This is a genomic window from Delftia sp., assembly GCF_059499305.1.
Genome location: NZ_JCABYI010000032.1, coordinates 160,899 through 182,508 on the forward strand (window position 1 = coordinate 160,899; position 21,610 = coordinate 182,508).

The following is a 21,610-nucleotide window of genomic DNA, read 5'->3' on the forward strand; positions in this document are numbered from 1 at the left end:
TGACACTATTTCATTTCTCGATAGTGTAACGTTCACCCCATGTTCAGCCACATCACCGTCGGCGCCCGTGATCTCGAGCGGGCCGGCCGCTTCTATGACGCGGTGCTTTCCCCGCTGGGACTGCAGCGCCGCGCCGTCCAGCCCGATGGCGGGCCGGCCGCGCTGTGCTGGGTGACGCCGCAGGCTTCCTTGCCGCGCTTTTATGTCTACAGCCCCTTCAACGGCGAGCCGGCCACGGCGGGCAACGGCAGCATGGCGGCCTTTCTGGCGCCATCGCCCGAGGCGGTGGATGCGGCCCATGCCGCCGGCCTGGCCCGGGGCGGCAGCGACGAAGGCCCGCCCGGCCCGCGACCGCATTACGGCGATGGCTACTACGGTGCCTACCTGCGCGATCCCGACGGCAACAAGGTCCATGTGGTGCATCGCGCCGATGTGCGGCCCTAGCGCAGATCGGGACCGCCGTCCGTTTCCCCTTCTTTTCCTTCCCATGCAACAAGGACTGTCTTCATGAGCATTGCCGTTCATATGGTCGACGTTTTCGCCAGCGGCCCGCTGTCCGGCAATCCGCTGGCCGTGATCACCGGTGGGCAGGCGCTGACCACCACACAGATGCAGCAGCTGACACGCTGGTTCAACCTCTCCGAAACCGCGTTCCTGCTGCCGCCCACGCAGGCGCAGGCCGACTACCGCGTGAGGATTTTCACGCTGGACCGGGAGATGCCTTTTGCCGGCCACCCCACGCTGGGCAGCTGCCATGCCTGGCTGTCCCAGCGCGGTGCGCCCAGGAACGCAGGCCACATCGTCCAGGAGTGCGGGGCGGGCCTGGTGCAGATACGGCAGGAGCATGGGCGGCTGGCATTCGCCGCGCCGCCCATGCTGCGCTTTGGCGCGCCCACCGCCGACGAGCTGGATGCCGCGCTGCGCATGCTGGGCATCACCGCCGAAGAGGTGCAGGCCGCCTCGTGGATAGACAACGGCCCCGGCTGGCTGGGCATCCGCCTGGCCTCGGCCGAGCAGGTGCTGGCGCTGAACCCGGCCCGGCAGTGGCCCACGCGCATGGACGTGGGCGTGGTGGGGCCCTATGCCAGGGGTGTCGGCGGTGCCAGCCCTGCCGCCTGCGAGGTGCGCGCCTTCTTCTCCGATCACCAGGGCGCCATCGTCGAAGACCCCGTCACCGGCAGCCTCAACGCCTCGCTGGCGCAGTGGCTGTTTGCGACGGGGGTGATGGACAGCGACTACGTTGCCGCCCAGGGCCGCTGCCTGGGCCGTGACGGCCGCATCTTCCTGACCCGTGACGGCACGGGCCAGGTCTGGGTGGGCGGCACGGCGCGCACCCATGTCGAAGGCGCACTGAGCGGCCTTTGATCCACACCGAAAGAACCCACGAATGACAGCGATCCAGGAGAGCCTGCGCGCTCCCGTTTCATCGGCCAGGGCCAACCTGAAAATGCTGGTGCGCTACAAGGCCTGGGCCAACCGCCTGACCTTCAAGAGCGTGATGGAGCTGCCCGAAGGCGAGGCCTTGAAGCAGCGGCCCACGAGCTTCGGCAACATGGTGCGCACGCTGAACCACGTCCTTGTGGTGGAGGACATCTTCAGGCACCACCTGCAGGGCCGCAAGCATGGCTACACCATGCGCAACACCGACCACACGCCCACGCTGCAGGCGCTGTGGGAATCCGTGCAGGCAATGGACCGCTGGTATGTGGAGTTCGTCGACGCATGCCCGGACGAGGAACTGGCGAAGGTCGTGCACTTCGAGTTCGTGGGCGGCGGGCAGGGTGCCATGACGCGCGAGCAGATCGTGCTGCACGTGGTGAACCACGGCAGCTACCACCGTGGCTTTGTCAGCGACATGATGTACCAGGTGCCCTTCGTGCCGCCGGCCAACGACCTGCCGGTGTTCCTCAGGGACTGCTACCGCGTGGACGAGCCGGCCTGCGGTTGAGGCAGGGCCAGGGCCTGCTGCGCCAGGGCGCCCTGGAGCACGGGCAGCGCAGGCGGCGCGTCGCCGGGCAGGGCCCATCCCTGGCGCAGCGCACCGGCAAAGCCGTCGGCCACGCGCGAGTAGGCGCGGCCGCTGGTCATCACCCGGGGCCGGGCCGACCAGGCGATGCGGGCGCCGCCGGCCGCCAGGCGGTCCACCAGGTCCTGGTCCTCGCCGCAGGTGCGTGCGTCGAACCCGCCGGCCTGGCGGTAGTGCCAGGCTGAGATGCCCAGGTTGGCACCATGCACGTGGCGGTGGCCGTCGCGGTCCGTGTAGGTGGTCTCGAAGTGCCGCCGCGCCGTGTCCGCCTGGACGCCGTGGGCCGACCAGTCGGCCACCTGCACCGTGCCGCAGACCACGTCGGACTGAAGTGCCAGCTGGTCGGCCAGCCAGCTCGGCGAGACGGTGGTGTCGGCGTCCGTGAAGGCCAGCCAGCGGGCGCCCAGCAGCAGCAGGTACTCCGACCCCAGGGCCCGCGCCTTGCCCACGTTGCGCGCGGCAATGGACAACGGGATGGCGGGCCAGCGGCGCACGGCCGATTCGGTGGCGTCCTGGCAGCTGTCCAGCACCACCACGACGGCCACGGTCTCGCCTTGCAGGTCGGCATGGGCGGCCGCGCAAAACACGCTGTCCAGGCAGCGGCCTATGAGGTCTTCCTCGTCATGGGCTGGGATGCACACGCCGATCATCTGTCCGTCCTTTCAGGGGTTTTCTGCCAGATGTCCAGCTGGAAATCCGGTTCGCTGTGGCTCAGCAGCAAGTGCAGCTGCGCATGGGCCGACACGCTGTCATGCAGGGCGCGGGTGCTCTGCAGGTGATCGTGCGCCCCATGCCGCCAGTGGCACATGAGCCAGTGGCCGCCGCCCTGCAGCGAGGCCAGGCACTGGCGGTTGAAATGCGCCAGGGCCGCGTCGTCGAAGTAGTAGGCAAGCTCCGAGACCACGATGAGATCGAAGCCTTGCTGCGGCACCTGGGGCACCTGGGGCACCTGTGGCCATTGCCAGGGCAGGGGCAGGGCCTGCAGGTCCAGGCGGGCGCGGTCCTGCGGCGCAATCCGCTGCCGGCACAGATCCACGGCCCTGTCCGAGAAATCGACGGCGCACAGCCGGTCGCAGCGCTGCAGCAGGCGCTGCGTGGCCTCGCCATTGCCGCAGCCGGGCTCGAAGCCGTGGGCATAGCGCTCGCGCGGCAGGGCGGCCAGCAGCAGGTCGCGCTTGCGCCGCTCGTACCAGCGCGATGCGACCTGCCAGGGGTCGGGGTCGGCCTGGTACATCTGCTCGAAGTGCTGCCGGGCGCCGTTCATAGAAACACCACTTCAAACGGACGCAGCAGGCGCTGCGTGGCCCAGGACGGCAGGATGGCGTCGCGGCCCGTGGACGGGTCGGGCAGCAGCTGGCTGCGAAAGCACGACAGGGCCTGGCGCTTGAGCGCCAGCTCCTGCGGCGCCAGCGCAATGGCGGCGGCGCGGTGCCAGGGCACGCGCGCGTCGCCGGGCTCGGCCCAGTGCCAGGCCCAGATCGGCAGCTCGAAGAGCCGGCAGCCCGTGCGCCGGGCTGCCGTGGCGCAGGCCTGGCCCGTGGCCTCGTGGTCCGGGTGCCCGTCTTCGCGCCAGGTGCACAGCAGCGCATCCGAGGGCTGCAGCAACTGCTCCAGCCGCTGCAGCAACTGCGCTGCATGCTCGGCGATACGGCCGTCGGGCAGGCCCAGCCGCAGCACCTGCGCCTGCGGCGCAAGCAGGGCCAGGGCCTGGGTGCTCTCCTGCACGCGCTCGCGCACCAGCCGCTGCGGCGGCCACAGCGTCGAGTCGGGGTGGCTGGCTCCGCCATCGGTCACGGAGACGATGAGGCAGGGCATGCCCCGCTCGGCACAGCGGCGCAGCAGGCCGGCGCAGCCCAGGATCTCGTCATCGGGGTGCGGCGCGACGATGACGGCGCGGCGCCGGCCTTCCAGCAGGTCGTCCATGGATACCTGCGCTGGCCGGCGTTGCGCAAACCAGGCCTGCCAGCGCGATTCGGGCGTGCCCCGGCCCTCGATGAGGCGCGGCTTCACAGCATCCATGCCGCGCCTCCCGGTGCCTGCGAGGCCTGTGCCTTCTCGGCCAGCAGGCGGCCCAGCGCGGCCTGGTCGCGCTCGGCATGGCTTTGGCGGATGAAGACGGGCAGGTCGGCCATCAGCTGCGCCAGGCCCCTGTTCTTGCACAGTGGGCCGGGACCGATGGCGCGCGGCACGCGCCGCAGCACCTCTTCGGCGGCGGCTTCCACGGCCAGGCGGGCGCGGTTCACGGCCAGCAGGCAGGGGTCCGAGGGCGTGGCATCGATGCGGGCTGCAGCGTCGCGCAGCAGGCCGGCCGCGCCGGCCAGGGCCACATCCAGCGCGCCCAGGTGGGCCTGGCGGTGCGGGTCCTCGCCTTGACCGACGGCCTGCTGCAGATGGCTGGCGATGCGCGCTGCCGCGCCATGCCAGCATGCAGCAACGCCCGCGCCGCCATGGTGAAAGCCGGGGCGGCTCAGGTACTGGCCCGGGGCCCCGACCAGCACGCCGGTGGCGCCGTCGAAGTGCACGTCGGCGCTGGCGCTGGCGGCCATGCCCACGGCCTGCCAGTGGCTGTCGTCCCTGCGGATGCCGGGCTGGTCCATGGTGACGGCGATCAGGCAGCGCCGGCCGTCGGCCAGCCAGCCGCTGACCAGGGCACGGTCCACCGCGCGCGCGCCCGAACACCAGGGCTTGTGGCCGGACAGCTGCACGGCCATGCCGGCATGTGCCGCAGCATGGGGGGCCGTGGGCGTGGCCTGCACGCGCTCGCCCGGCGGCTCGGCGCACCAGACGGCCCAGCGCAGGCCTTCGGTGGCCAGGTCTGCCTGCAGCTCGGACAGGATGGCCAGGGCATCGGTATGGCCTTCATAGAGCTTGGCCAGGCTCAGGCTGTGGGCGGCCACCTCGGCCAGTGCGCGCCAGCGCTGCAGCGTGTGGCCATGGCCCGGCAGCGGCAGGCGGTCGGCGCCCTGCGCCACCAGCAGGGCCAACTGGTCCGCTGGCGACAGGTCCGTGTGGCCGCGCAAGGCCTGCGCCAGCGTGTCGCTGCATGTCCACGCATGGGCGTGCTCGTTGTCGTGCTGGGCCATCGCCGCTTGCCTTCCTTTTGTGTGTCGTGCGCAGCCCTGGAAATGGGGGTGGGGCCGGGCGATGCCATGGTGCCGGGAGGATGAACGCGGCGCCGCAGGAGCAGGAAGGCATTACCTGTCGGAGACCACCGACCGGCAGGCGTCCCGTTCCACGCCGTCGGCAGGGCAGGCGGCCAGCTCCAGGCGCAGCGGTGCCTGCTCCTGCCTGATCGAGGGAACGGGGATGCCGAAGGCTTCCCTTTCCCTGTGCTCCAGCGGCCTGGCCTCTTTCAAGGCAGACAGAAAGGCCTTGCGCCACCAGTGCACGTCCTGCTCGGCGATGCGCTGCAGCAGCCGCTGGTGCCGCTGGCGCCTTTCCTGCAGGGGCATCTGCAGGGCCTGCTGCACCACGGCGGCCGTGCCGTGCACGTCGTAGGGATTGACCAGCAGCGCCTCCTGCAGCTGCTCGGCCGCGCCGGCAAACCGCGACAGCACCAGCACGCCCGGGTCGGCCGGGTCCTGGGCCGCCACATATTCCTTGGCCACGAGGTTCATGCCGTCGCGCAGCGGCGTGACCAGGCCCACGGCCGCCGCGCGGCACAGGCCCGGAATGCCATCGCGCGGCAGGGTCTGGTGGATGTAGCGCACGGGCATCCAGTCCAGCTCGCCGTAGTCGCCGTTGACGGCGCCGCACAGCGATTCAAGCTCCCGCCGTATGTCGGCATACGCGTCCAGGCCCTCGCGCGTGGGCGAGCCGATCTGGATCAGCGTGGCGCGCCGGCGCTGCTCGGGATGGCGGGCCAGCAGCTCCCGAAAGGCACGCAGGCGCTGCGGCAGGCCCTTGGAGTAGTCCAGCCGGTCTATGCCCAGCAGCAGGCGACGCTGGGCGTACTCGTGCTTCATGCGCGCATGCATGTCCTGCGATGCGCCGGACAGGGCCAGCGCCGCGAAGCCCTCCACATCGATGCCGATGGGGAAGGCGCGGCACACCAGGCGCTGCCCATGGGCACGCAAGGCGCCATCGCCCAGCGACTGGCCCCCGGCCTCGTCGCAGACATAGCGCTCGAAATGCTGCACGTCCTGGCGGGTCTGCAGGCCCACAAGGTCGTAGGCAAACAGGCAGCGCATCAGCCATGCATGCTCGGGAATGGCCGCCAGCAGGGTCGGCGGGGGCAATGGGATGTGCAGGAAAAAGCCGATGCGCTGGCGGCAGCCCAGGGCGCGCAGCTCGGCCGCCAGCGGGATCAGGTGGTAGTCATGCACCCAGAGGATGTCGTCCTGCGCCAGCAGGGGCAGCAGCCTGCGCGCAAGCAGCTGGTTCACGCGGCGGTAGCCGGCCGCATGGCCCGTGTCGAAGCTCGCCAGGTCCAGCCGTCCGTGAAAGACGGGCCACAGCACGCCGTTGCTGTAGCCCGCGTAGTAGCTGTCATGGTCCGCGCGGTCCAGGTCCACCGTGGCCAGCGTGACGTTGCCTGCCTGGGTGCGGTGCACATGGCCGGCCGGCGCGGCCAGGGCACCGTCGTCGGTGACGGCCCCGCTCCAGCCGAACCACAGGCCGCCCGTCTGCCGCAGCGCATCGCCCATGGCCACGGCAAGGCCCCCGGCTGCGGCCCTGCGCGGATCGGCCACGCGGTTGGAGATCACCACCAGCCGGCTCATGGCAGCACCTCCGCGCAGGTCTGCGCAGCCAGGGGCATGCATGCGGACTTCAGCCAGGCATGCACGGCCTGCGGGCTGCCCAGCCGGTGGCGGGCCCTGCTTGCGCCTTCGCCCACCTTGATCGCCATGCCGCCGTGTGCCTGCACCACGGCAAAGCCGCTCTCGTCCGTGACATCGTCACCGGCAAACACCGGGGTGCGGCCGGCGAACGGCGCTTCGCGCAGGAAGGCCGCAATGGCGTGGCCTTTGTCCACGCCTGCGGGCCTGACCTCCAGCACGCATTTGCCGTGCAGCAGCTCCAGCCCGGGCTGGTGCCGCAGTGCGCGGCCCAACATGTCCAGGCACAGCGTCGCCAGCTCTGGCGCACGCCGGTAGTGCAGTGCGACCGAGGAGCGCTTGCGCTCCACCAGCAGGCGGGGATGGTCGGCCGCCAAGGCATTGCACATCTGCAGCACGGTCTCTGGCATGGCCGATGCCTGCATGTGCAGGCGGCCTGCGGCATCCCGCCGCTGCAGGCCGTGCTCGCAGGCGGCGGGCAGATGCAGCGGCGCCAGAAAGTGGTCCAGCATCTCGACCTGCCGACCCGTGACGATGGCCAGCGCACCGCCCAACAGACCCTGCAGCCTGGCCAGCATGGGGATCAGGACGGGGTCTGGCGCAATGGCGTCCGGGGTCTCGGCCAGCGGCACGAGCGTGCCGTCGAAGTCGAGGAACAGTGCGGATCTGCAGGTGGGGGATGGGGGTGTTTCCATGGAGGCGCCAGGGTATGGGTTGCCGGTTTCGTGGATCGACATCAGGAAAGCGTCTGCTGCCATGGCCTGCTCACCGCTCGGCCTTGATGGAGCCGCGGATGTTGGTGATGGCCAGGCAGAACTGCAGACTCACCAGCGCCCAGGCCGCCGTGGACCAGCCCCACAGCGCCCACAGCGCATTGCTGAGCATCAGGATCCAGAAGCCCAGGTTGCGCCTTTGCGCAGAACGCGAGCCCACACACCAGGCGCCGGCGATGGAGGCCAGAAAGGCAGGCCACTGGAGCCAGTCGGGAATGTCGGGCATGGGGTTGCTCCTGTATGGAGTAAAGCGCGGGCACCTCAGTTGCAGGGCCGTGCCGGGTCGTCTTTGTCGATGGAGTGGCATTCCTTGCAGGCTCCGCTTTCGTGCGCGCGGGCGGCCAGATTGACGTGGAAGGCCGCCCCTTGCTGCAGCTGCTCCCCGTCCAGAGCCCTTCGATGCCGGTCATGCGGTTGCTGGCTGCCAGCAGCTCGTTGCGCTTCAGGTGCAAGCTTCAGGTGCCATCAAGGCTGCTTGCGCACCATCTTCTTGCGCCGTTCGGCATCCAGGCCCGGCGTCTGGCGCATGTCGGTATCGACCTGGCCGGAGGCGAGGTCGTCATGGGCCTGGCGCATCACCGGATCGGGCGCATCGCTGGTAGCGTCCAGGCTCTGGTCACGCTCGTGCGGAAGGCGCAGGCCCTGTTCGGATGCGTCGGATGCATCGGATTCACCGGGCGCATGGGGCGCCTTGCCGACCTGTCCGGGCAGCTTGGTCTGGCCATCGCCCGACGGCTTCGCCTGTGTGGGTGCAGAGGACTTGGATGCGGATGGGGTCTTGTCTTTCATGGCGTCTTCCTTTCATTCGCGGGCCTGCGCAGGCGGCGCTTGGGCCATGGTCTCTTGGCCCTTTCGCAGCCGCCGTGGGACCACGCCGAAAGCGCAGGAACGAAAAGATGCCACGCGCATGAACGCCGTTCTCAGGCACGCCGATTGCCCTGTGCCGGGGTGCGAAAAATGGCCACAGGCCACTGGCGCGATGTCCGCAAGGCCCGGTCGCCGCGTTCCTACGGCACATGGCCGCAAGCGCGCACGCCGGCGGCGCGCCACGGCGATCACGATAGACATCACTTTCAACTGCCAAGGAGCACATTCCATGACGCAATCGAATCCCGCAAACCGTGACCCGCTGTCCGACGCGCCCGGCGCACATCCCGTAGGCACCGGCATAGGCGCTGCAGGCGGTGCCGTGACCGGCGCTGCATTCGGCGCAATGGGCGGCCCCATCGGTGCTGCCGTGGGCGGTGTGGCCGGTGCCGTGGTCGGCGGGCTGGCCGGCAAGGGCGCGGCCGAAGCCGTCAATCCCACGGTCGAGGACGCCTACTGGCGCGACGCCTACCAGAACGAGCCCTACTACGTGGCAGGCCGCAGCTACGAGGAATACCGCCCCGCCTACGAGCTGGGCTGGAACGCGGCCGCCGCGCGCCGCGATGCCGATTTCGATGCCTTCGACGCCGAATGGGAGCGCGAATGGACCACGCGCCGTGGCGCCAGCCATCTGGACTGGGATCAGGCCCGGCCCGCAGCGCGCGCAGCCTGGGAGCGCGCAGGCGTTCGCGATGTCCGTGATGACACGGGGACCATCGTGGCACCGGCCTACACCGGCGACATCGACAACGACGATGTGGCCGACGTGCTCAACGACCTGCTCGAATCCTGCCGCGATGGTGAGTACGGCTTTCGCACCTCGGCCGAGAACGCCGACTCGCCGGACCTCAAGACCCTGTTCCTGCGCCACAGCGCCGAGTGCGGCGCCGCCGCGCTGGAGCTGGAGGCCGAGATCCGCAAGCTGGGCCGCGAGCCCGCATCGGGCGGCACGGTGGCCGGCGCGCTGCACCGGGGCTGGGTGTCGGTGAAGACGGCGCTGACCTCGCAGGACGACAAGGCCGTGCTGGAGGAGTGCGAGCGCGGCGAGGATTCCGCCGTGGCCCAGTACCGCAAGGCGCTCAAGCAGCCGCTGCCTCCGGCCATCCGCGTGATGGTGGAGCGCCAGGCCCAGGGCGCGCAGCGCAACCACGACGAAGTGCGCGATCTGCGCGACCGCATGCGCGCGGCCTCCTGACCCGGCACAGGATGCCTGGGGGTTGCTAGCCGCCTACGCCGTACGGCGCAAAGCGGCTGGCGTTCTCATCCACATGCAGCGCCTTTCCCACATAGGGAAAGGCGCGCTGCGTGCACTGGTCGCGCTCGCAGACCTTGCAGCCCATGCCGATGGGCGTGGCCGATTCCGGGTCGCCCAGGTCCAGCCCCTTGGCATAGACCAGGCGCGCGGCATGGCGTATGTCGCAGCCCAGGCCGATGGAGAAGGTCTTGCGCGGCGAACCATAGCCGCGCTGACCGTGCGAGACCGAGCGTGCAATCCACAGGTAGCGCCGCCCGTCGGGCATGCTGGCGAGCTGGCGCAGCACCTGGTCGGGCTGGCCGAAGGCCTCGTACACCGTCCACAGCGGGCAGGTGCCGCCGGTGCGGCTGAAGTGGAAATGCGTGGCCGACTGGCGCTTGGAGATATTGCCCGCGCGGTCCACGCGCACGAAGAAGAAGGGCACGCCGGGCGCGCCGGGCCGCTGCAGCGTGCTCAGCCGGTGGCAGACGGTTTCAAAGCCCACGCCAAAGCGCTGGCCCAGCAGGTCGATGTCATAGCGCAGCTGCTCGGCCGATTCCAGGAACAGGTCGTAGGGCAGCAGCAGCGCGCCCGCAAAGTAGTTGGCAAGGCCCACGCGGGCGAGCTTGCTTGAGGCCGGGTCGCCCTGGAAGGCGGCGGTGGCGATCAGCCGGTCCAGCGTGTCGCCCATCTCCAGCAAGGCCAGTTGCGTGCCCAGTTGGAAGGCCTGTTGCGCAGGCTCCAGCGCCGAGGACAGCCACAGCGAGCGCGTGGCCGGGTCGAACCGGCGCTGGCTTTGCCGGGAGTCTTCCAGGCGATACACCTGCACGCCGTGGCGCTGCTGCAGCCGCCGGACCAGCCAGTCCGCCAGATGGCCCGGGTCCGCACGCGCCTCGCCGGCCAGGGCCTGGGCCGCGCGGTCCACTTCATCGAAGTAGTTCTGGTGCGCAAAGAAGAAATCGCGCACGGCCTCGAACGGCATGGTGCGCGCCACCGGCATGTCCGAGCGGTCATCGCCCAGCCTGAGCGACATGCTCTCGATGCGCTCCAGGGCTTCCAGATGGCGGCGGTGCAGCGCCATCACCGCACGTCCCAGGGCGGGCATCTGCGCGGCGACTTCCTGCAGCTCGGGCAGGGCAATGGATTCGGGCGCCTCGGCAAGGGCCTCGCGCAGGCCGGCCACCAGGCGCGCTTCCTCGTCCTCCGAGAACTGCTGGATATCGACGCCCAGCGCGCGGTTGAGCTTGAGCAGCACCGACACCGTCAGCGGCCGCTGGTTCTGCTCCAGCTGGTTCAGGTAGCTGGGCGACAGGCCCAGCGCGTGGGCCAGGGCGATCTGGGACAGGCCGTGCTCCGCGCGCAGTTTGCGCAGCTTGACGCCCATGAACGTCTTCTTCATGGCTGTTTCCTCGGGTGGCAGTTATTCGCAGAATTTGCAAATTCGCGGACTTCGTTTCGCAAGAATTCGCCTTTTCAGCACTATGGCAGGGGCGCTATTTTGCGTAAATTGCGAAACATGACAACACCCACCGGAACCGCCGAGCTGCATGAACTGGTATTGCCCGCGCTGGCCAACCACCACGGCACGCTGTTCGCGGGCCAGGGCCTGCAGCTCATGGCCAAGGCGGCCTTTCTCGCTGCGCGCAGCCTGGCACAGCGCGAGGTCGTGATGGCCGCCGTCACCGGCGTGGACTTCCTGGCGCCCGTGCCCGTGGGCCATGAGATCGTCCTGCGCGGCTGGGTCAGCCGCGTGGGGCGCAGCTCCATGACGGTCTGCGTCACCGCGTCGGCCCAGGCTCCGGGCATTGCCTGCGAGGACGTGCTCAAGGGCCTGTTCGAGATGGTGGCTGTCGACCACAACGGCCTTCCTGCGGCCATTGCCCATTCCTATCTGAACCAGGAGACCCTTCCATGAGTACCACGACCATCGACGCGCCATCTGCGTCCGCATTCAAGCCCAAGAAATCCGTCGCGCTGTCGGGCGTGACCGCCGGCAACACCGCGCTGTGCACCGTGGGCCGCTCGGGCAACGACCTGCACTATCGCGGCTACGACATCCTGGACATTGCCGAGGTCTGCGAGTTCGAGGAAATCGCCCATCTGCTGGTGCACGGCAAGCTGCCCACGCGCCCCGAACTGCAGGCCTACAAGACCAAATTGCAGGCGCTGCGCGGCCTGCCGGCCAGCGTCAGGCAGGCGTTGGAGCAGTTGCCTGCCGGCGCCCATCCGATGGACGTGATGCGCACCGGCGTCTCGGCCCTGGGCTGCGTGCTGCCCGAAAAGGACGACCACAACCTGGCGGGTGCCCGCGACATTGCCGACCGGCTCATGGCCAGCCTGGGCTCCATGCTGCTGTACTGGTACCACTGGAGCAATTCGGGCCGGCGCATCGAGGTGGAGACCGACGACGACTCCATCGGCGGCCACTTCCTGCACCTGCTGCACGGCCACCGGCCGTCCGAAGGCTGGGTGCGCGCCATGCACACCTCGCTCAACCTCTATGCAGAGCATGAGTTCAACGCCTCCACCTTCACGGCGCGCGTGATCGCGGGCACGGGCAGCGATATGTATTCCTCCATCGCGGGCGCCATCGGCGCGCTGCGCGGGCCCAAGCATGGCGGCGCCAACGAGGTGGCCTTCGAGATCCAGAAGCGCTACGACACGCCCGACGAGGCCGAGGCCGACATCCGCCGCCGCGTCGATGCCAAGGAAGTGGTGATCGGCTTCGGCCACCCGGTCTACACCGTCAGCGACCCGCGCAACGTGGTCATCAAGGGCGTGGCCAAGCGCCTGTCCGACGAGGCCGGAACCACCCGCATGTACGACATTGCCGACCGGCTGGAATCGGTGATGTGGGAGGTCAAGAAGATGTTCCCCAACCTGGACTGGTTCAGCGCCGTCAGCTACCACATGATGGGCGTGCCCACGGCCATGTTCACGCCGCTGTTCGTGATCGCGCGCACCAGCGGCTGGGCCGCGCACGTGATCGAGCAGCGCCAGGACAACAAGATCATCCGCCCCAGCGCCAACTACACGGGGCCGGATGACCAGAAGTTCGTGCCCCTCGATGCGCGCGCCTGAGCCGCCGCTGTCCTGAACCTGGCGGGCGGGCTGCAGGCCTGCCCGCATTGCATCCGCCCCATGAACAACGACCACAAGAAACCCCTGCCCGGCACCACGGTGCACTACATCGATGCGCGCGCCGCCGTCGATGCGCTCTCGCCCGACGCCTGGGCACGCCTGCCCTACACCGCCCGCGTCCACGCCGAGAACCTCGTGCGCCGCGCCGATCCCGCACAGCTGGACGGCTACCTGCTGCAGCTCATCGAGCGCCGGCGCGACATCGACTTTCCCTGGTACCCCGTGCGCGTGGTCTGCCACGACATCCTGGGCCAGACCGCCCTGGTGGATCTGGCCGGCCTGCGCGACGCCATCGCGGCCGAAGGCGGCGACCCGGCCCAGGTCAACCCCGTCGTGCCCGTGCAGCTCATCGTGGACCACTCGCTGGCCGTGGAGTGCGGCGGCTTCGATCCCGATGCCTTCGTGAAGAACCGCGCCATCGAGGACCGCCGCAACGAGGACCGCTTCCACTTCATCGAGTGGACAAAAAAAGCCTTCGCCAACGTGGATGTGATCCCTGCAGGGAACGGGATCATGCACCAGATCAATCTGGAGAAGATGTCCCCCGTGGTGACAGTGCAGGATGGCCTGGCCTTCCCGGACACCTGTGTCGGCACCGACTCGCACACGCCCCATGTCGATGCCCTGGGCGTGATCGCCGTGGGCGTGGGCGGCCTTGAGGCCGAGAACGTCATGCTGGGCCGCGCCTCCTGGATGCGCATGCCCGAGATCGTGGGCGTGCGCCTCACGGGCCGGCGCCAGGGCGGCATCACCGCCACCGACATCGTGCTGGCCCTGACCGAATTCCTGCGCCAGCAAAAAGTCGTCGGCGCCTATGTGGAATTCTTTGGCGAGGGCGCCGACAGCCTGAGCATCGGCGACCGCGCCACCATCTCCAACATGTGCCCCGAATACGGCGCCACGGCGGCCATGTTCTCCATTGACGACCAGACCCTGGCCTACCTGCGCCTGACCGGCCGCGACGAGGCCCAGGTGCGCCTGGTCGAGGCCTATGCGCGCACCGCAGGTTTCTGGAGCGACAGCCTGGCCGATGCCCAGTACGAGCGCGTGCTGCAGTTCGACCTGTCCACCGTGGTGCGCAACATGGCCGGCCCCTCGAATCCGCACCGGCGCCTGCCCACCTCGGCCCTGGCCGAGCGCGGCATTGCCGATGCGGCCAAGCTGCAGGCCGCCCGCGCCCAGGAGGCGCAAGGCCTGATGCCCGATGGGGCCGTCATCATCGCGGCCATCACCAGCTGCACCAACACCAGCAACCCGCGCAACGTCATCGCCGCGGCGCTGCTGGCGCGCAATGCCAACCGCCTGGGTCTCACGCGCAAGCCCTGGGTCAAATCCTCGCTGGCGCCGGGCTCCAAGGCCGTGGAGCTGTACCTGAAGGAGGCCGGCCTGCTCACCGAGCTGGAGCAACTGGGCTTTGGCATCGTCGCCTTTGCCTGCACCACCTGCAACGGCATGAGCGGCGCGCTGGACCCCAGGATCCAGCAGGAAATCGTCGAGCGCGACCTCTACGCCACGGCCGTGCTCTCGGGCAACCGCAACTTCGACGGGCGCATCCATCCGTATGCCAAACAGGCCTTCCTGGCCTCGCCGCCGCTGGTCGTGGCCTATGCGCTGGCGGGCACCATCCGCTTCGACATCGAGCAGGACGTGCTGGGCGTGGTGGAAGGCCGCGAGATCCGCCTCAAGGACCTGTGGCCCGCCGACGAGGAGATCGACGCCATCGTTGCCCAGGCCGTGCGCCCCGAGCAATTCCGCGCCGTCTACGAACCCATGTTCGCCATCCGCAAGGACGATGGCGACAAGGCGCGGCCCCAGTACGACTGGCGCCCCCAGTCCACCTACATCCGCCGCCCGCCGTACTGGGACACCGAAGGCGTGGGCGCGCTGGCGGCCTTCCCGCGCACGCTGCGCAACATGCGGCCGCTGGCGCTGCTGCCCGACAACATCACCACCGACCACCTGTCGCCCTCCAACGCCATCCTGGCCGACAGCGCGGCGGGCGAATACCTGGCGCGCATGGGCCTGCCCGAGGAAGACTTCAACTCCTACGCCACCCACCGCGGCGACCACCTGACGGCCATGCGCGCCACCTTCGCCAACCCGCAGCTGGTCAACGAGATGGCCGTCATCGACGGCGTGCAGCACAAGGGATCGCTGGCGCGCATCGAGCCTGAAGGCCGCGTGGTGCGCATGTGGGAGGCCATGGAAACCTACCTGAACCGCCGCCAGCCGCTGATCATCATCGCGGGCGCCGACTACGGCCAGGGCAGCTCGCGCGACTGGGCGGCCAAGGGAGTGCGGCTGGCCGGAGTCGAGGCCGTGGTGGCCGAAGGCTTCGAGCGCATCCACCGCACCAACCTCATCGGCATGGGCGTGCTGCCGCTGCAGTTCCTGCCGGGCACCGACCGCAAGACCCTGGCCCTGGACGGCACGGAGGTCTATGGCGTGGAAGGCGAGCGCACGCCGGGCACCCAACTCACGCTGGTGGTCGAGCGCAGAAACGGCCAGACGCTGCGCGTGCCCGTGACCTGCCGGCTGGACACGGCCGAGGAGGTATCGGTCTACGAGGCCGGCGGCGTGCTGCAGCGCTTCGCGCAGGACTTCCTGGCACAGGCTCAGGCAGCCTGAGAAGGGGGCGTGCCAGCGGCCAGCGGCTGGCGCGCCAGCTCGATGAAGGCCTGCAGATAGTCGGTCTGCAGGTCCGCCACGCGCGCGCCCAGGAAGATCTGCTTGGCAATGCCCTGGGCGCCCAGGCGCACGGGAACCACGTCCAGCTTGCCCGCGTACTCCTGCACCAGCCAGCGCGGCAGGGCCGCCACGCCCCGGCCGCTGGCCACCATCTGCATCATGATGTCCGTGGTCTCTATGGCCTTCTGGCGGCGCGGCGTGATGCCTGCCGGCATGAGGAACTGGTTGTAGATGTCCAGCCGGTCCATGGGAACGGGATAGGTGATCAGCACCTCGGGCGCGAGCTGGGCGGCCTCCACGAAATCGGCCCCTGCCAGCGCATGCGCGCTGGAGACCACCAGCACCTGCTCGTAGTCGAACACAGGCACGAACTCCAGGCCCGTCTTGAACAGCGGATCGGGCGTGACCAGCAGGTCGATCTCGTAGCCGAACAGGGCGCCGATGCCGCCGAACTGGAATTTCTGCTTCACATCCACATCCACATCGGGCCAGCTCGCCAGATAGGGCGCGACGATCTTGAGCAGCCACTGGTAGCAGGGATGGCACTCCATGCCGATGCGCAGCGCGCCGCGCTCGCCCTGGGCGAACTGGCGCAGCCGCTCCTCGGCCAGGTCCAGCTGGGGCAGCACGCGCTGGGCCACGGCCAGCAGGTACTGGCCGGCCTGCGTCAGGCGCAGGCTGCGGCCTTCGCGCAGCCAGATGTCCGTGCCCAGCTGCTGCTCCAGCTTCTTCATGCTGTGGCTCAGCGCCGACTGCGTCACGCACAGCACGCCGGCCGCCGCCGTCAGCGAGCCCTGTTTTTCGACTTCACGGACGATGGCGAGGTGGGTGCGTTCGAGCATTTTGGTGAGAAAAATTCATGGATTTTTGAACCAGAAAAATTTTAGTTCATTGATGTGGATCCATTCCATGGCTGCCTTCATCGATTGAAAGCAGTGCATGACCATCATTCATCACCTCGGTTTCCCCATCGGCGCCCGGTGCACTACGCAGCCGGTGCGCCGGGCTGCAGGGCGCCGTGCAGGAAGGACTGCTCCATTACGGCCGCCACGCTGGCCCGCGCAACACGGCCGCGCCGCTCCGCATCCAGCAGCCCCACGACCATGGACAGCCACAGCTCGGTCATGGCCGCAGCCGTGATGTCGATGCGGAACACGCCGGCCTGCTGGCCGCGCAGGAAAAAGGCATCCATGGCCGCCACCCATTCGCTCTCTATCTGGCCGACCACCGAGATGTCGGAGCGCCAGAAATACATCAGGAACAGCAGCAGCGTCTGGTGGTCCTGGCAGTGGGCGGTGAGGAGGCGCAGCGCCTCCAGCGGCGCGTGGCGCTCCAGCTCGGCCGCGCGCATGGCGCGTGACAGAGTGTCGGCCGCATGCCCGATGAGCCGGTCGATGAGCTGGTCGCGCGTGGGGCAGAAGCGGTAGAGCGTGGCCTTGCTGATGCCGATGGCGCGTGCCAGCTCCTGCAGATTGGCCTTGGGATCGTCCAGCAGCGCCAGTGCCAGTGCGCCCAGCAGCTTGCCTTCGTCCTCTTGCTTGGTGCTCGTCATCGCTTGTCATGCCTCCTTGGAAAGTGCGGGGATTTTATCTGTTGATGTTTGAAAGAATCAAATGAATCGATGTTGACTCATTTGATTCTGATATGTACCATCGCGGCCTTCGTATTGAACTCAATCAGGTTGTGAACATGAGCATGCGTCTGAACAAGCGACGTGGCCTGCCGCTGGCGGCCCTGGTGCTGGCCGCCCTGGCCGCCCTGGCAGCGGGCTGCGGCCGCAACGAGGCTCCGGCCGCAGCGGGTGATGCGCTGCCCGTGGTGCAGGCCGTCACCGTGCAGCCCGCGCCGCTGGCCCTGTCCAGCGAGCTGCCGGGCCGTATCGAGCCCGTGCGCGTGGCCGAGGTGCGTGCGCGGGTGGCCGGCATCGTGCTGCGCCGCCATTTCGAGGAAGGCGCCGACGTCCGGGCCGGCCAGGTGCTTTTCCAGATCGACCCGGCGCCCCTGCGCGCCGCCCTGTCCCGCGCCCAGGGCCAGCTGGCCAGCGCCGAGGCGGCCCTGCTCGATGCGCGTGCCGTGGTCGGCCGCAACGCGCCGCTGGTGGCGCAGGAGGCGGTCAGCCGCCAGGACTTCGAGGCCATGCAGGCCCGCCTGCAGGCGGCCCAGGCCGCGCGCCAGTCCGCCCAGGCCGAGGTGCAGGCGGCCGCCCTGAACCTGGAATACGCCACGGTCAGGGCGCCTATCGCGGGCCGCATCGGCCGTGCGCTGGTCACCGAGGGCGCCCTGGTGGGCCAGGGCGAGGCCACGCCCATGGCGCTGGTCCAGCAGCTCGACCCGGTCTATGCCGACTTCCAGCAGCCCGTGGCCGAAGCCCAGCGCCTGCGCGCGGCCCTGGCCGAGGGCCGCCTGGCACAGACGGCGGGCAAGGACGGCACGCCGGTCTCCCTGAAGGTGGACGGCACGGGCCTGCAGCGCACGGGGCAACTGCTGTTCTCGGATGTGACGGTGGACCGCGGCACGGGCCAGATGGCGCTGCGCGGGCGCTTCGACAACCGCGACGGCATGCTGCTGCCCGGCATGTATGTGCGCGTGACCGTGGGCCAGGGCGTGGACCCTGCCGCCATCCTGGTGCCGCAGCGGGCCGTGCAGCGAAGCACCGACGGGCAGGCCCACGTGCTGGTGGTGGACGGCCAGGACACGCTGCAGATGCGCCCCGTGCAGACCGCGGCCATGCATGGCGCGCAGTGGCAGATCAGCGCAGGCCTCAAGGCCGGCGAGCGCGTGGTGGTGGGCCGCATGGCGGGCCTGCAGCCCGGGGCGCGGGTTCAGGTCACGGCCCTTTCCGATGCCGCGGCCTCCCCTACGGCGGGGCTGTCCGGCACCTTCAGCGCCTCCGGCAGCTCCGCCACGTCCAGCGACTGAGCCGGCGCCTGCCCAAGGAATAGACCATGTCCAAGTTCTTCATCAACCGCCCCAACTTCGCCTGGGTGGTGGCCATCTTCATCATGCTCGCCGGGCTGCTGGCCATACCGGCGCTGCCCGTCTCCCAGTTTCCCAACGTGGCGCCGCCGCAGATCTCGATCACCGCCAACTATCCGGGCGCCTCCGCCACCACGGTGATGGAGTCGGTGACCAGCGTCATCGAGGAGGAGCTCAACGGCACCAAGGGGCTGCTGTACTTCGACTCCTCCAGCGGCTCCACGGGCCTGGCCGAGATCACGGCCACCTTCGCCCCGGGCACCGAGCCCGCGCTGGCCCAGGTGGAGGTGCAAAACCGCATCAAGAAGGCCGAGGCGCGCCTGCCCGCGTCCGTGATGCAGATGGGCCTGCAGGTCGAGCAGGCCAGCGCCAACTTCCTGATGATCTACTCGCTGACCTACAAGGACGGCAGCGGCAACAGCGGCAACAGCGAGGTGGCCCTGTCCGACTACGCCGTGCGCAACATCAACAACGAGATCCGCCGCGTGCCCGGCGTGGGCAAGGTGCAGTTCTTCGCGGCCGATGTGGCCATGCGCGTGTGGGTCGATCCGAACAAGCTGCTGGGCTACGGCCTGTCGGTGGCGGACGTGAACGCGGCCATCGCCGCCCAGAACGCGCAGGTGCCGGCCGGCAGCTTTGGCGCCTCGCCCGCAGGGCCCGGCCAGGAGCTGAGCGCCACCATTGCCGTCAAGGGCACGCTGGCCTCGCCCGAGGAGTTCGGCCAGATCGTGCTGCGTGCCAGGGCCGATGGCTCGGCCGTGCGCCTGGCCGATGTGGCGCGGCTGGAGGTCGGCCAGCTGGACTACAGCTTTTCCTCGCGCGAGGACGGCCGCCAGGGCGTGGCCGCCGCCGTGCAGCTGGCGCCCGGCGCCAACGCCATGCAGACGGCCAAGGCCGTCAAGGCGCGCCTGGCCGAGCTGTCGCAGAACTTCCCTGCCGGCATCCAGTACGCCGTGCCCTATGACACCTCGCGCTTTGTGGAAGTGGCCATCGGCAAGGTCATCCAGACCCTGGTGGAGGCCGTGGCGCTGGTGTTCCTGGTGATGTGGCTGTTTCTGCAGAACCTGCGCTACACGCTGATTCCCACCATCGTCGTGCCCGTCTGCCTGGCCGGCACCCTGGGCGTGATGTATGCGCTGGGCTTTTCGGTGAACATGATGACCATGTTCGGCATGGTGCTGGCCATCGGCATCCTGGTGGACGACGCCATCGTGGTGGTGGAGAACGTGGAGCGCCTCATGGCCGAGGAGGGGCTGTCCCCGCTGGCCGCCACGGTCAAGGCCATGCAGCAGGTCTCGGGCGCCATCGTCGGCATCACCCTGGTGCTGGTGGCGGTGTTCCTGCCGCTGGCCTTCATGAGCGGCTCGGTGGGCGTGATCTACCGGCAGTTCTCGCTGTCGCTGGCCGTGTCCATCCTGTTCTCGGGCCTGCTGGCGCTGACCTTCACGCCGGCGCTGTGCGCCACGCTGCTCAAGCCCATTGCCAAGGGCCACCACGCCGAGCGCAAGGGCTTCTTCGGCTGGTTCAACCGCCGCTTCGCGGCGCTGACCGAGCGCTTCGACCTGCTCAACCAGCGGCTGGTGCGCCGCGCCGGGCGCTGCATGCTGGTGTATGCCGCCATCGTGGCCGGGCTGGGCGTGGCGTACACGCGCATGCCCGAATCCTTCGTGCCCTACGAGGACATGGGCTACTACATCGTCGGCGTGCAGCTGCCGCCGGGCGCCACCACGGAGCGCACCAAGGCCATGGTCAAGGACATGGAGGACTATGTCCAGAGCCGCCCCGCCACGGCCCAGGCCGAGTTCCTGATGGGCTACAGCTTCTCGGGCATGGGGCAGAACGCGGCCCTGGCCTTCGTCACGCTCAAGGACTGGTCGGTGCGCGGCGCCGGGCAGGCATCGTGGGACGAGGTGCAGGCCTTCAACCAGCGCTTTGCCAGCCTGTCCGACGGCACCGTCATGGCCGTGGACCCGCCGCCCATCGACGGCCTGGGCAACTCCGGCGGCTTTGCGCTGCGCCTGCAGGACCGCGCCAGCCTGGGCCGCGAGGCCCTGATCGCCGCGCGCGACCAGCTGCTGGCCAAGGCCAATGCCTCGCCCATCATTGCCTACGCCATGATGGAAAACCTGGAGGATGCGCCCCAGCTGCGGCTGGACATCGACCGGCGCAAGGCGCAGGCCCAGGGCGTGGATTTCAGCGCCATCAACACCGCCCTGTCCACCGCCTACGGCTCGGCCGTGATCAACGAGTTTCCCAACGCGGGCCGCCTGCAGCGCGTGGTGGTGCAGGCCGATGCCCAGGCCCGCGCGCGGCCCGAGGACATCCTGCGCCTGCACGTGCCCAACGCCGCCGGCCAGCAGGTGCCGCTGTCGGCCTTTGCCACGGTGCGCTGGGAAAGCGGGCCGGTGCAGATCTCGCGCTACAACGGCTATCCGGCCTTCCGCATCTCGGGCGATGCCAAGCCGGGCCACACCACGGGCGAGGCCATGGCCGAGCTGGAACGCATCATGGCCGAGATGCCGCGCGGCATAGGCTACGAGTGGACGGCCCTGTCCTTCCAGGAGAAAGCCGCCGGTGCCCAGGCGCCCAAGCTGTTCGCGCTGGCCATCGTGGTGGTGTTCCTGCTGCTCGTGGCCCTGTACGAGAGCTGGAGCATTCCCGCCGCCGTGATGCTGATCGTGCCCATCGGCGCGCTGGGATCGGTGCTGGCCACCTCGGCCGTGGGCCTGTCCAACGACGTGTACTTCAAGGTGGGCCTGATCACCATCATCGGCCTGGCGGCCAAGAACGCCATCCTGATCGTGGAGTTCGCCAGGGACCTGCATGCGCAGGGGCACAGCCTGGCGCAGGCCGCGCTGCAGGCGGCACGGTTGCGCTTTCGGCCCATCGTCATGACCTCGCTGGCCTTCATCCTGGGCGTGGTGCCGCTGGCGCTGGCCTCGGGCGCGGGCGCCTCCAGCCAGGCCGCCATCGGCTTCGGCGTGATCGGCGGCATGCTGTCGGCCACGCTGCTGGGGGTGGTCTTCGTTCCCGTCTTCTTCGTCTGGGTGCTGTCCCTGTTCCGGCGCAAGGCGCCGGCCGGCACCCCGCCTGCCCTGCAGGCCCCGGCAACCCGCATCGAGTAAGC

20 protein-coding genes are annotated in these 21,610 nt (G+C 69.3%); 9 read left to right on the plus strand and 11 right to left on the minus strand.

Annotation, left to right across the window (positions count from 1 at the left end; translation table 11 throughout):
- Positions 1 to 39: 39 nt before the first annotated feature.
- From AC5I49_RS22910 to AC5I49_RS22920, 3 genes are all read left to right on the plus strand, one after another.
- Positions 40 to 444: a VOC family protein gene (locus tag AC5I49_RS22910; RefSeq protein ID WP_151020752.1), complete on the plus strand. Its 405-nt coding sequence runs from the start codon at positions 40 to 42 to the stop codon at positions 442 to 444.
- Positions 445 to 507: 63 nt separating this feature from the next.
- Positions 508 to 1,365 (plus strand): PhzF family phenazine biosynthesis protein, encoded by an 858-nt coding sequence (locus AC5I49_RS22915; RefSeq protein ID WP_043790956.1) that lies wholly within the window; start codon positions 508 to 510, stop codon positions 1,363 to 1,365.
- Between the two features lie 22 nt (positions 1,366 to 1,387).
- On the plus strand, positions 1,388 to 1,948 hold the full coding sequence (locus AC5I49_RS22920; protein ID WP_495789934.1) for a DinB family protein: 561 nt from the start codon (positions 1,388 to 1,390) through the stop codon (positions 1,946 to 1,948).
- Here AC5I49_RS22920 and AC5I49_RS22925 read toward each other — a convergent pair.
- From AC5I49_RS22925 to AC5I49_RS22960, 8 genes are all read right to left on the minus strand, one after another.
- The gene (locus AC5I49_RS22925; protein WP_016448418.1) at positions 1,918 to 2,676 is read right to left on the minus strand and encodes a glycosyltransferase family 2 protein; all 759 of its coding nucleotides are present in this window, start codon (positions 2,674 to 2,676) and stop codon (positions 1,918 to 1,920) included. The genes AC5I49_RS22920 and AC5I49_RS22925 overlap by 31 nt on opposite strands.
- Complete coding sequence (locus tag AC5I49_RS22930) at positions 2,673 to 3,290, minus strand: SAM-dependent methyltransferase (protein WP_495789935.1); 618 nt, start codon at positions 3,288 to 3,290, stop codon at positions 2,673 to 2,675. Before AC5I49_RS22930 ends, AC5I49_RS22925 begins: the two co-directional genes overlap by 4 nt.
- Positions 3,287 to 4,045, minus strand: a complete 759-nt coding sequence (locus AC5I49_RS22935; protein ID WP_495789936.1) for a PIG-L deacetylase family protein — start codon at positions 4,043 to 4,045, stop codon at positions 3,287 to 3,289. The genes AC5I49_RS22930 and AC5I49_RS22935 overlap by 4 nt, the downstream gene beginning before the upstream one ends.
- Complete coding sequence (locus AC5I49_RS22940) at positions 4,033 to 5,109, minus strand: acyl-CoA dehydrogenase (RefSeq protein ID WP_495789937.1); 1,077 nt, start codon at positions 5,107 to 5,109, stop codon at positions 4,033 to 4,035. Before AC5I49_RS22940 ends, AC5I49_RS22935 begins: the two co-directional genes overlap by 13 nt.
- A gap of 111 nt (positions 5,110 to 5,220) precedes the next feature.
- Positions 5,221 to 6,747 (minus strand): alpha,alpha-trehalose-phosphate synthase (UDP-forming), encoded by a 1,527-nt coding sequence (locus AC5I49_RS22945; RefSeq protein ID WP_160854289.1) that lies wholly within the window; start codon positions 6,745 to 6,747, stop codon positions 5,221 to 5,223.
- On the minus strand, positions 6,744 to 7,562 hold the full coding sequence (otsB, locus tag AC5I49_RS22950) for a trehalose-phosphatase (RefSeq protein WP_495789938.1): 819 nt from the start codon (positions 7,560 to 7,562) through the stop codon (positions 6,744 to 6,746). Before otsB ends, AC5I49_RS22945 begins: the two co-directional genes overlap by 4 nt.
- Positions 7,563 to 7,569: 7 nt before the next feature.
- Positions 7,570 to 7,803, minus strand: a complete 234-nt coding sequence (locus AC5I49_RS22955; protein WP_016452716.1) for a hypothetical protein — start codon at positions 7,801 to 7,803, stop codon at positions 7,570 to 7,572.
- Positions 7,804 to 8,042: 239 nt separating this feature from the next.
- Positions 8,043 to 8,366 (minus strand): hypothetical protein, encoded by a 324-nt coding sequence (locus tag AC5I49_RS22960; protein WP_016448411.1) that lies wholly within the window; start codon positions 8,364 to 8,366, stop codon positions 8,043 to 8,045.
- Between the two features lie 307 nt (positions 8,367 to 8,673).
- Here AC5I49_RS22960 and AC5I49_RS22965 point away from each other — a divergent pair, with 307 nt between their 5' ends.
- Positions 8,674 to 9,639: a ferritin-like domain-containing protein gene (locus AC5I49_RS22965; RefSeq protein WP_016448410.1), complete on the plus strand. Its 966-nt coding sequence runs from the start codon at positions 8,674 to 8,676 to the stop codon at positions 9,637 to 9,639.
- Between the two features lie 25 nt (positions 9,640 to 9,664).
- On the opposite strand, the gene AC5I49_RS22970 is transcribed toward AC5I49_RS22965, so the two are convergent.
- Positions 9,665 to 11,077 carry a short-chain fatty acyl-CoA regulator family protein gene (locus AC5I49_RS22970; RefSeq protein WP_046239968.1) on the minus strand — a complete coding sequence of 471 codons (1,413 nt, stop codon included), beginning with the start codon at positions 11,075 to 11,077 and terminating at the stop codon, positions 9,665 to 9,667.
- Positions 11,078 to 11,194: 117 nt separating this feature from the next.
- Between AC5I49_RS22970 and AC5I49_RS22975 the strand changes: the two genes are divergently transcribed.
- The 3 genes from AC5I49_RS22975 to acnD are packed head-to-tail and all read left to right on the plus strand — an operon-like array spanning position 11,195 to position 15,447.
- Entirely contained in the window at positions 11,195 to 11,593 is a 399-nt protein-coding gene (locus tag AC5I49_RS22975; protein ID WP_074922441.1) for an acyl-CoA thioesterase, read from the plus strand.
- The gene (gene prpC / locus AC5I49_RS22980) at positions 11,590 to 12,759 is read left to right on the plus strand and encodes a bifunctional 2-methylcitrate synthase/citrate synthase (RefSeq protein WP_133073241.1); all 1,170 of its coding nucleotides are present in this window, start codon (positions 11,590 to 11,592) and stop codon (positions 12,757 to 12,759) included. The genes AC5I49_RS22975 and prpC overlap by 4 nt, the downstream gene beginning before the upstream one ends.
- A gap of 60 nt (positions 12,760 to 12,819) precedes the next feature.
- Entirely contained in the window at positions 12,820 to 15,447 is a 2,628-nt protein-coding gene (gene acnD / locus AC5I49_RS22985; protein ID WP_495789939.1) for a Fe/S-dependent 2-methylisocitrate dehydratase AcnD, read from the plus strand.
- Here the strand turns inward: acnD and AC5I49_RS22990 are convergent.
- Positions 15,435 to 16,349, minus strand: coding sequence for a LysR family transcriptional regulator (locus AC5I49_RS22990; protein WP_043790963.1), 915 nt, complete (start codon positions 16,347 to 16,349; stop codon positions 15,435 to 15,437). The two genes, acnD and AC5I49_RS22990, sit on opposite strands and share 13 nt — an antisense overlap.
- Before the next feature lie 143 nt (positions 16,350 to 16,492).
- A complete protein-coding gene (locus tag AC5I49_RS22995; RefSeq protein WP_392415390.1) occupies positions 16,493 to 17,059 on the minus strand; it encodes a TetR/AcrR family transcriptional regulator in 567 nt (188 codons plus the stop codon).
- A 137-nt stretch (positions 17,060 to 17,196) separates the two neighbouring features.
- Here AC5I49_RS22995 and AC5I49_RS23000 point away from each other — a divergent pair, with 137 nt between their 5' ends.
- Together AC5I49_RS23000 and AC5I49_RS23005 are read left to right on the plus strand one after the other, a co-directional pair.
- Positions 17,197 to 18,426: an efflux RND transporter periplasmic adaptor subunit gene (locus tag AC5I49_RS23000; protein ID WP_017407100.1), complete on the plus strand. Its 1,230-nt coding sequence runs from the start codon at positions 17,197 to 17,199 to the stop codon at positions 18,424 to 18,426.
- Positions 18,427 to 18,452: 26 nt separating this feature from the next.
- Entirely contained in the window at positions 18,453 to 21,608 is a 3,156-nt protein-coding gene (locus tag AC5I49_RS23005; protein WP_495789940.1) for a multidrug efflux RND transporter permease subunit, read from the plus strand.
- Positions 21,609 to 21,610: the final 2 nt, after the last annotated feature.

Bases quoted from the DNA above. Each gene is read 5' to 3' on its own strand.
- AC5I49_RS22925 (WP_016448418.1), bottom strand. From the start codon at position 2,676: ATGATCGGCGTGTGCATCCCAGCCCATGACGAGGAAGACCTCATAGGC.
- AC5I49_RS22920 (WP_495789934.1), top strand. From the start codon at position 1,388: ATGACAGCGATCCAGGAGAGCCTGCGCGCTCCCGTTTCATCGGCCAGG.
- AC5I49_RS22910 (WP_151020752.1), top strand. From the start codon at position 40: ATGTTCAGCCACATCACCGTCGGCGCCCGTGATCTCGAGCGGGCCGGC.
- AC5I49_RS23005 (WP_495789940.1), top strand. From the start codon at position 18,453: ATGTCCAAGTTCTTCATCAACCGCCCCAACTTCGCCTGGGTGGTGGCC.
- AC5I49_RS22975 (WP_074922441.1), top strand. From the start codon at position 11,195: ATGACAACACCCACCGGAACCGCCGAGCTGCATGAACTGGTATTGCCC.
- AC5I49_RS22915 (WP_043790956.1), top strand. From the start codon at position 508: ATGAGCATTGCCGTTCATATGGTCGACGTTTTCGCCAGCGGCCCGCTG.
- AC5I49_RS23000 (WP_017407100.1), top strand. From the start codon at position 17,197: ATGAGCATGCGTCTGAACAAGCGACGTGGCCTGCCGCTGGCGGCCCTG.
- acnD (WP_495789939.1), top strand. From the start codon at position 12,820: ATGAACAACGACCACAAGAAACCCCTGCCCGGCACCACGGTGCACTAC.
- AC5I49_RS22945 (WP_160854289.1), bottom strand. From the start codon at position 6,747: ATGAGCCGGCTGGTGGTGATCTCCAACCGCGTGGCCGATCCGCGCAGG.
- AC5I49_RS22935 (WP_495789936.1), bottom strand. From the start codon at position 4,045: ATGGATGCTGTGAAGCCGCGCCTCATCGAGGGCCGGGGCACGCCCGAA.
- prpC (WP_133073241.1), top strand. From the start codon at position 11,590: ATGAGTACCACGACCATCGACGCGCCATCTGCGTCCGCATTCAAGCCC.
- otsB (WP_495789938.1), bottom strand. From the start codon at position 7,562: ATGGCAGCAGACGCTTTCCTGATGTCGATCCACGAAACCGGCAACCCA.
- AC5I49_RS22960 (WP_016448411.1), bottom strand. From the start codon at position 8,366: ATGAAAGACAAGACCCCATCCGCATCCAAGTCCTCTGCACCCACACAG.
- AC5I49_RS22955 (WP_016452716.1), bottom strand. From the start codon at position 7,803: ATGCCCGACATTCCCGACTGGCTCCAGTGGCCTGCCTTTCTGGCCTCC.
- AC5I49_RS22940 (WP_495789937.1), bottom strand. From the start codon at position 5,109: ATGGCCCAGCACGACAACGAGCACGCCCATGCGTGGACATGCAGCGAC.
- AC5I49_RS22995 (WP_392415390.1), bottom strand. From the start codon at position 17,059: ATGACGAGCACCAAGCAAGAGGACGAAGGCAAGCTGCTGGGCGCACTG.
- AC5I49_RS22965 (WP_016448410.1), top strand. From the start codon at position 8,674: ATGACGCAATCGAATCCCGCAAACCGTGACCCGCTGTCCGACGCGCCC.
- AC5I49_RS22930 (WP_495789935.1), bottom strand. From the start codon at position 3,290: ATGAACGGCGCCCGGCAGCACTTCGAGCAGATGTACCAGGCCGACCCC.
- AC5I49_RS22990 (WP_043790963.1), bottom strand. From the start codon at position 16,349: ATGCTCGAACGCACCCACCTCGCCATCGTCCGTGAAGTCGAAAAACAG.
- AC5I49_RS22970 (WP_046239968.1), bottom strand. From the start codon at position 11,077: ATGAAGAAGACGTTCATGGGCGTCAAGCTGCGCAAACTGCGCGCGGAG.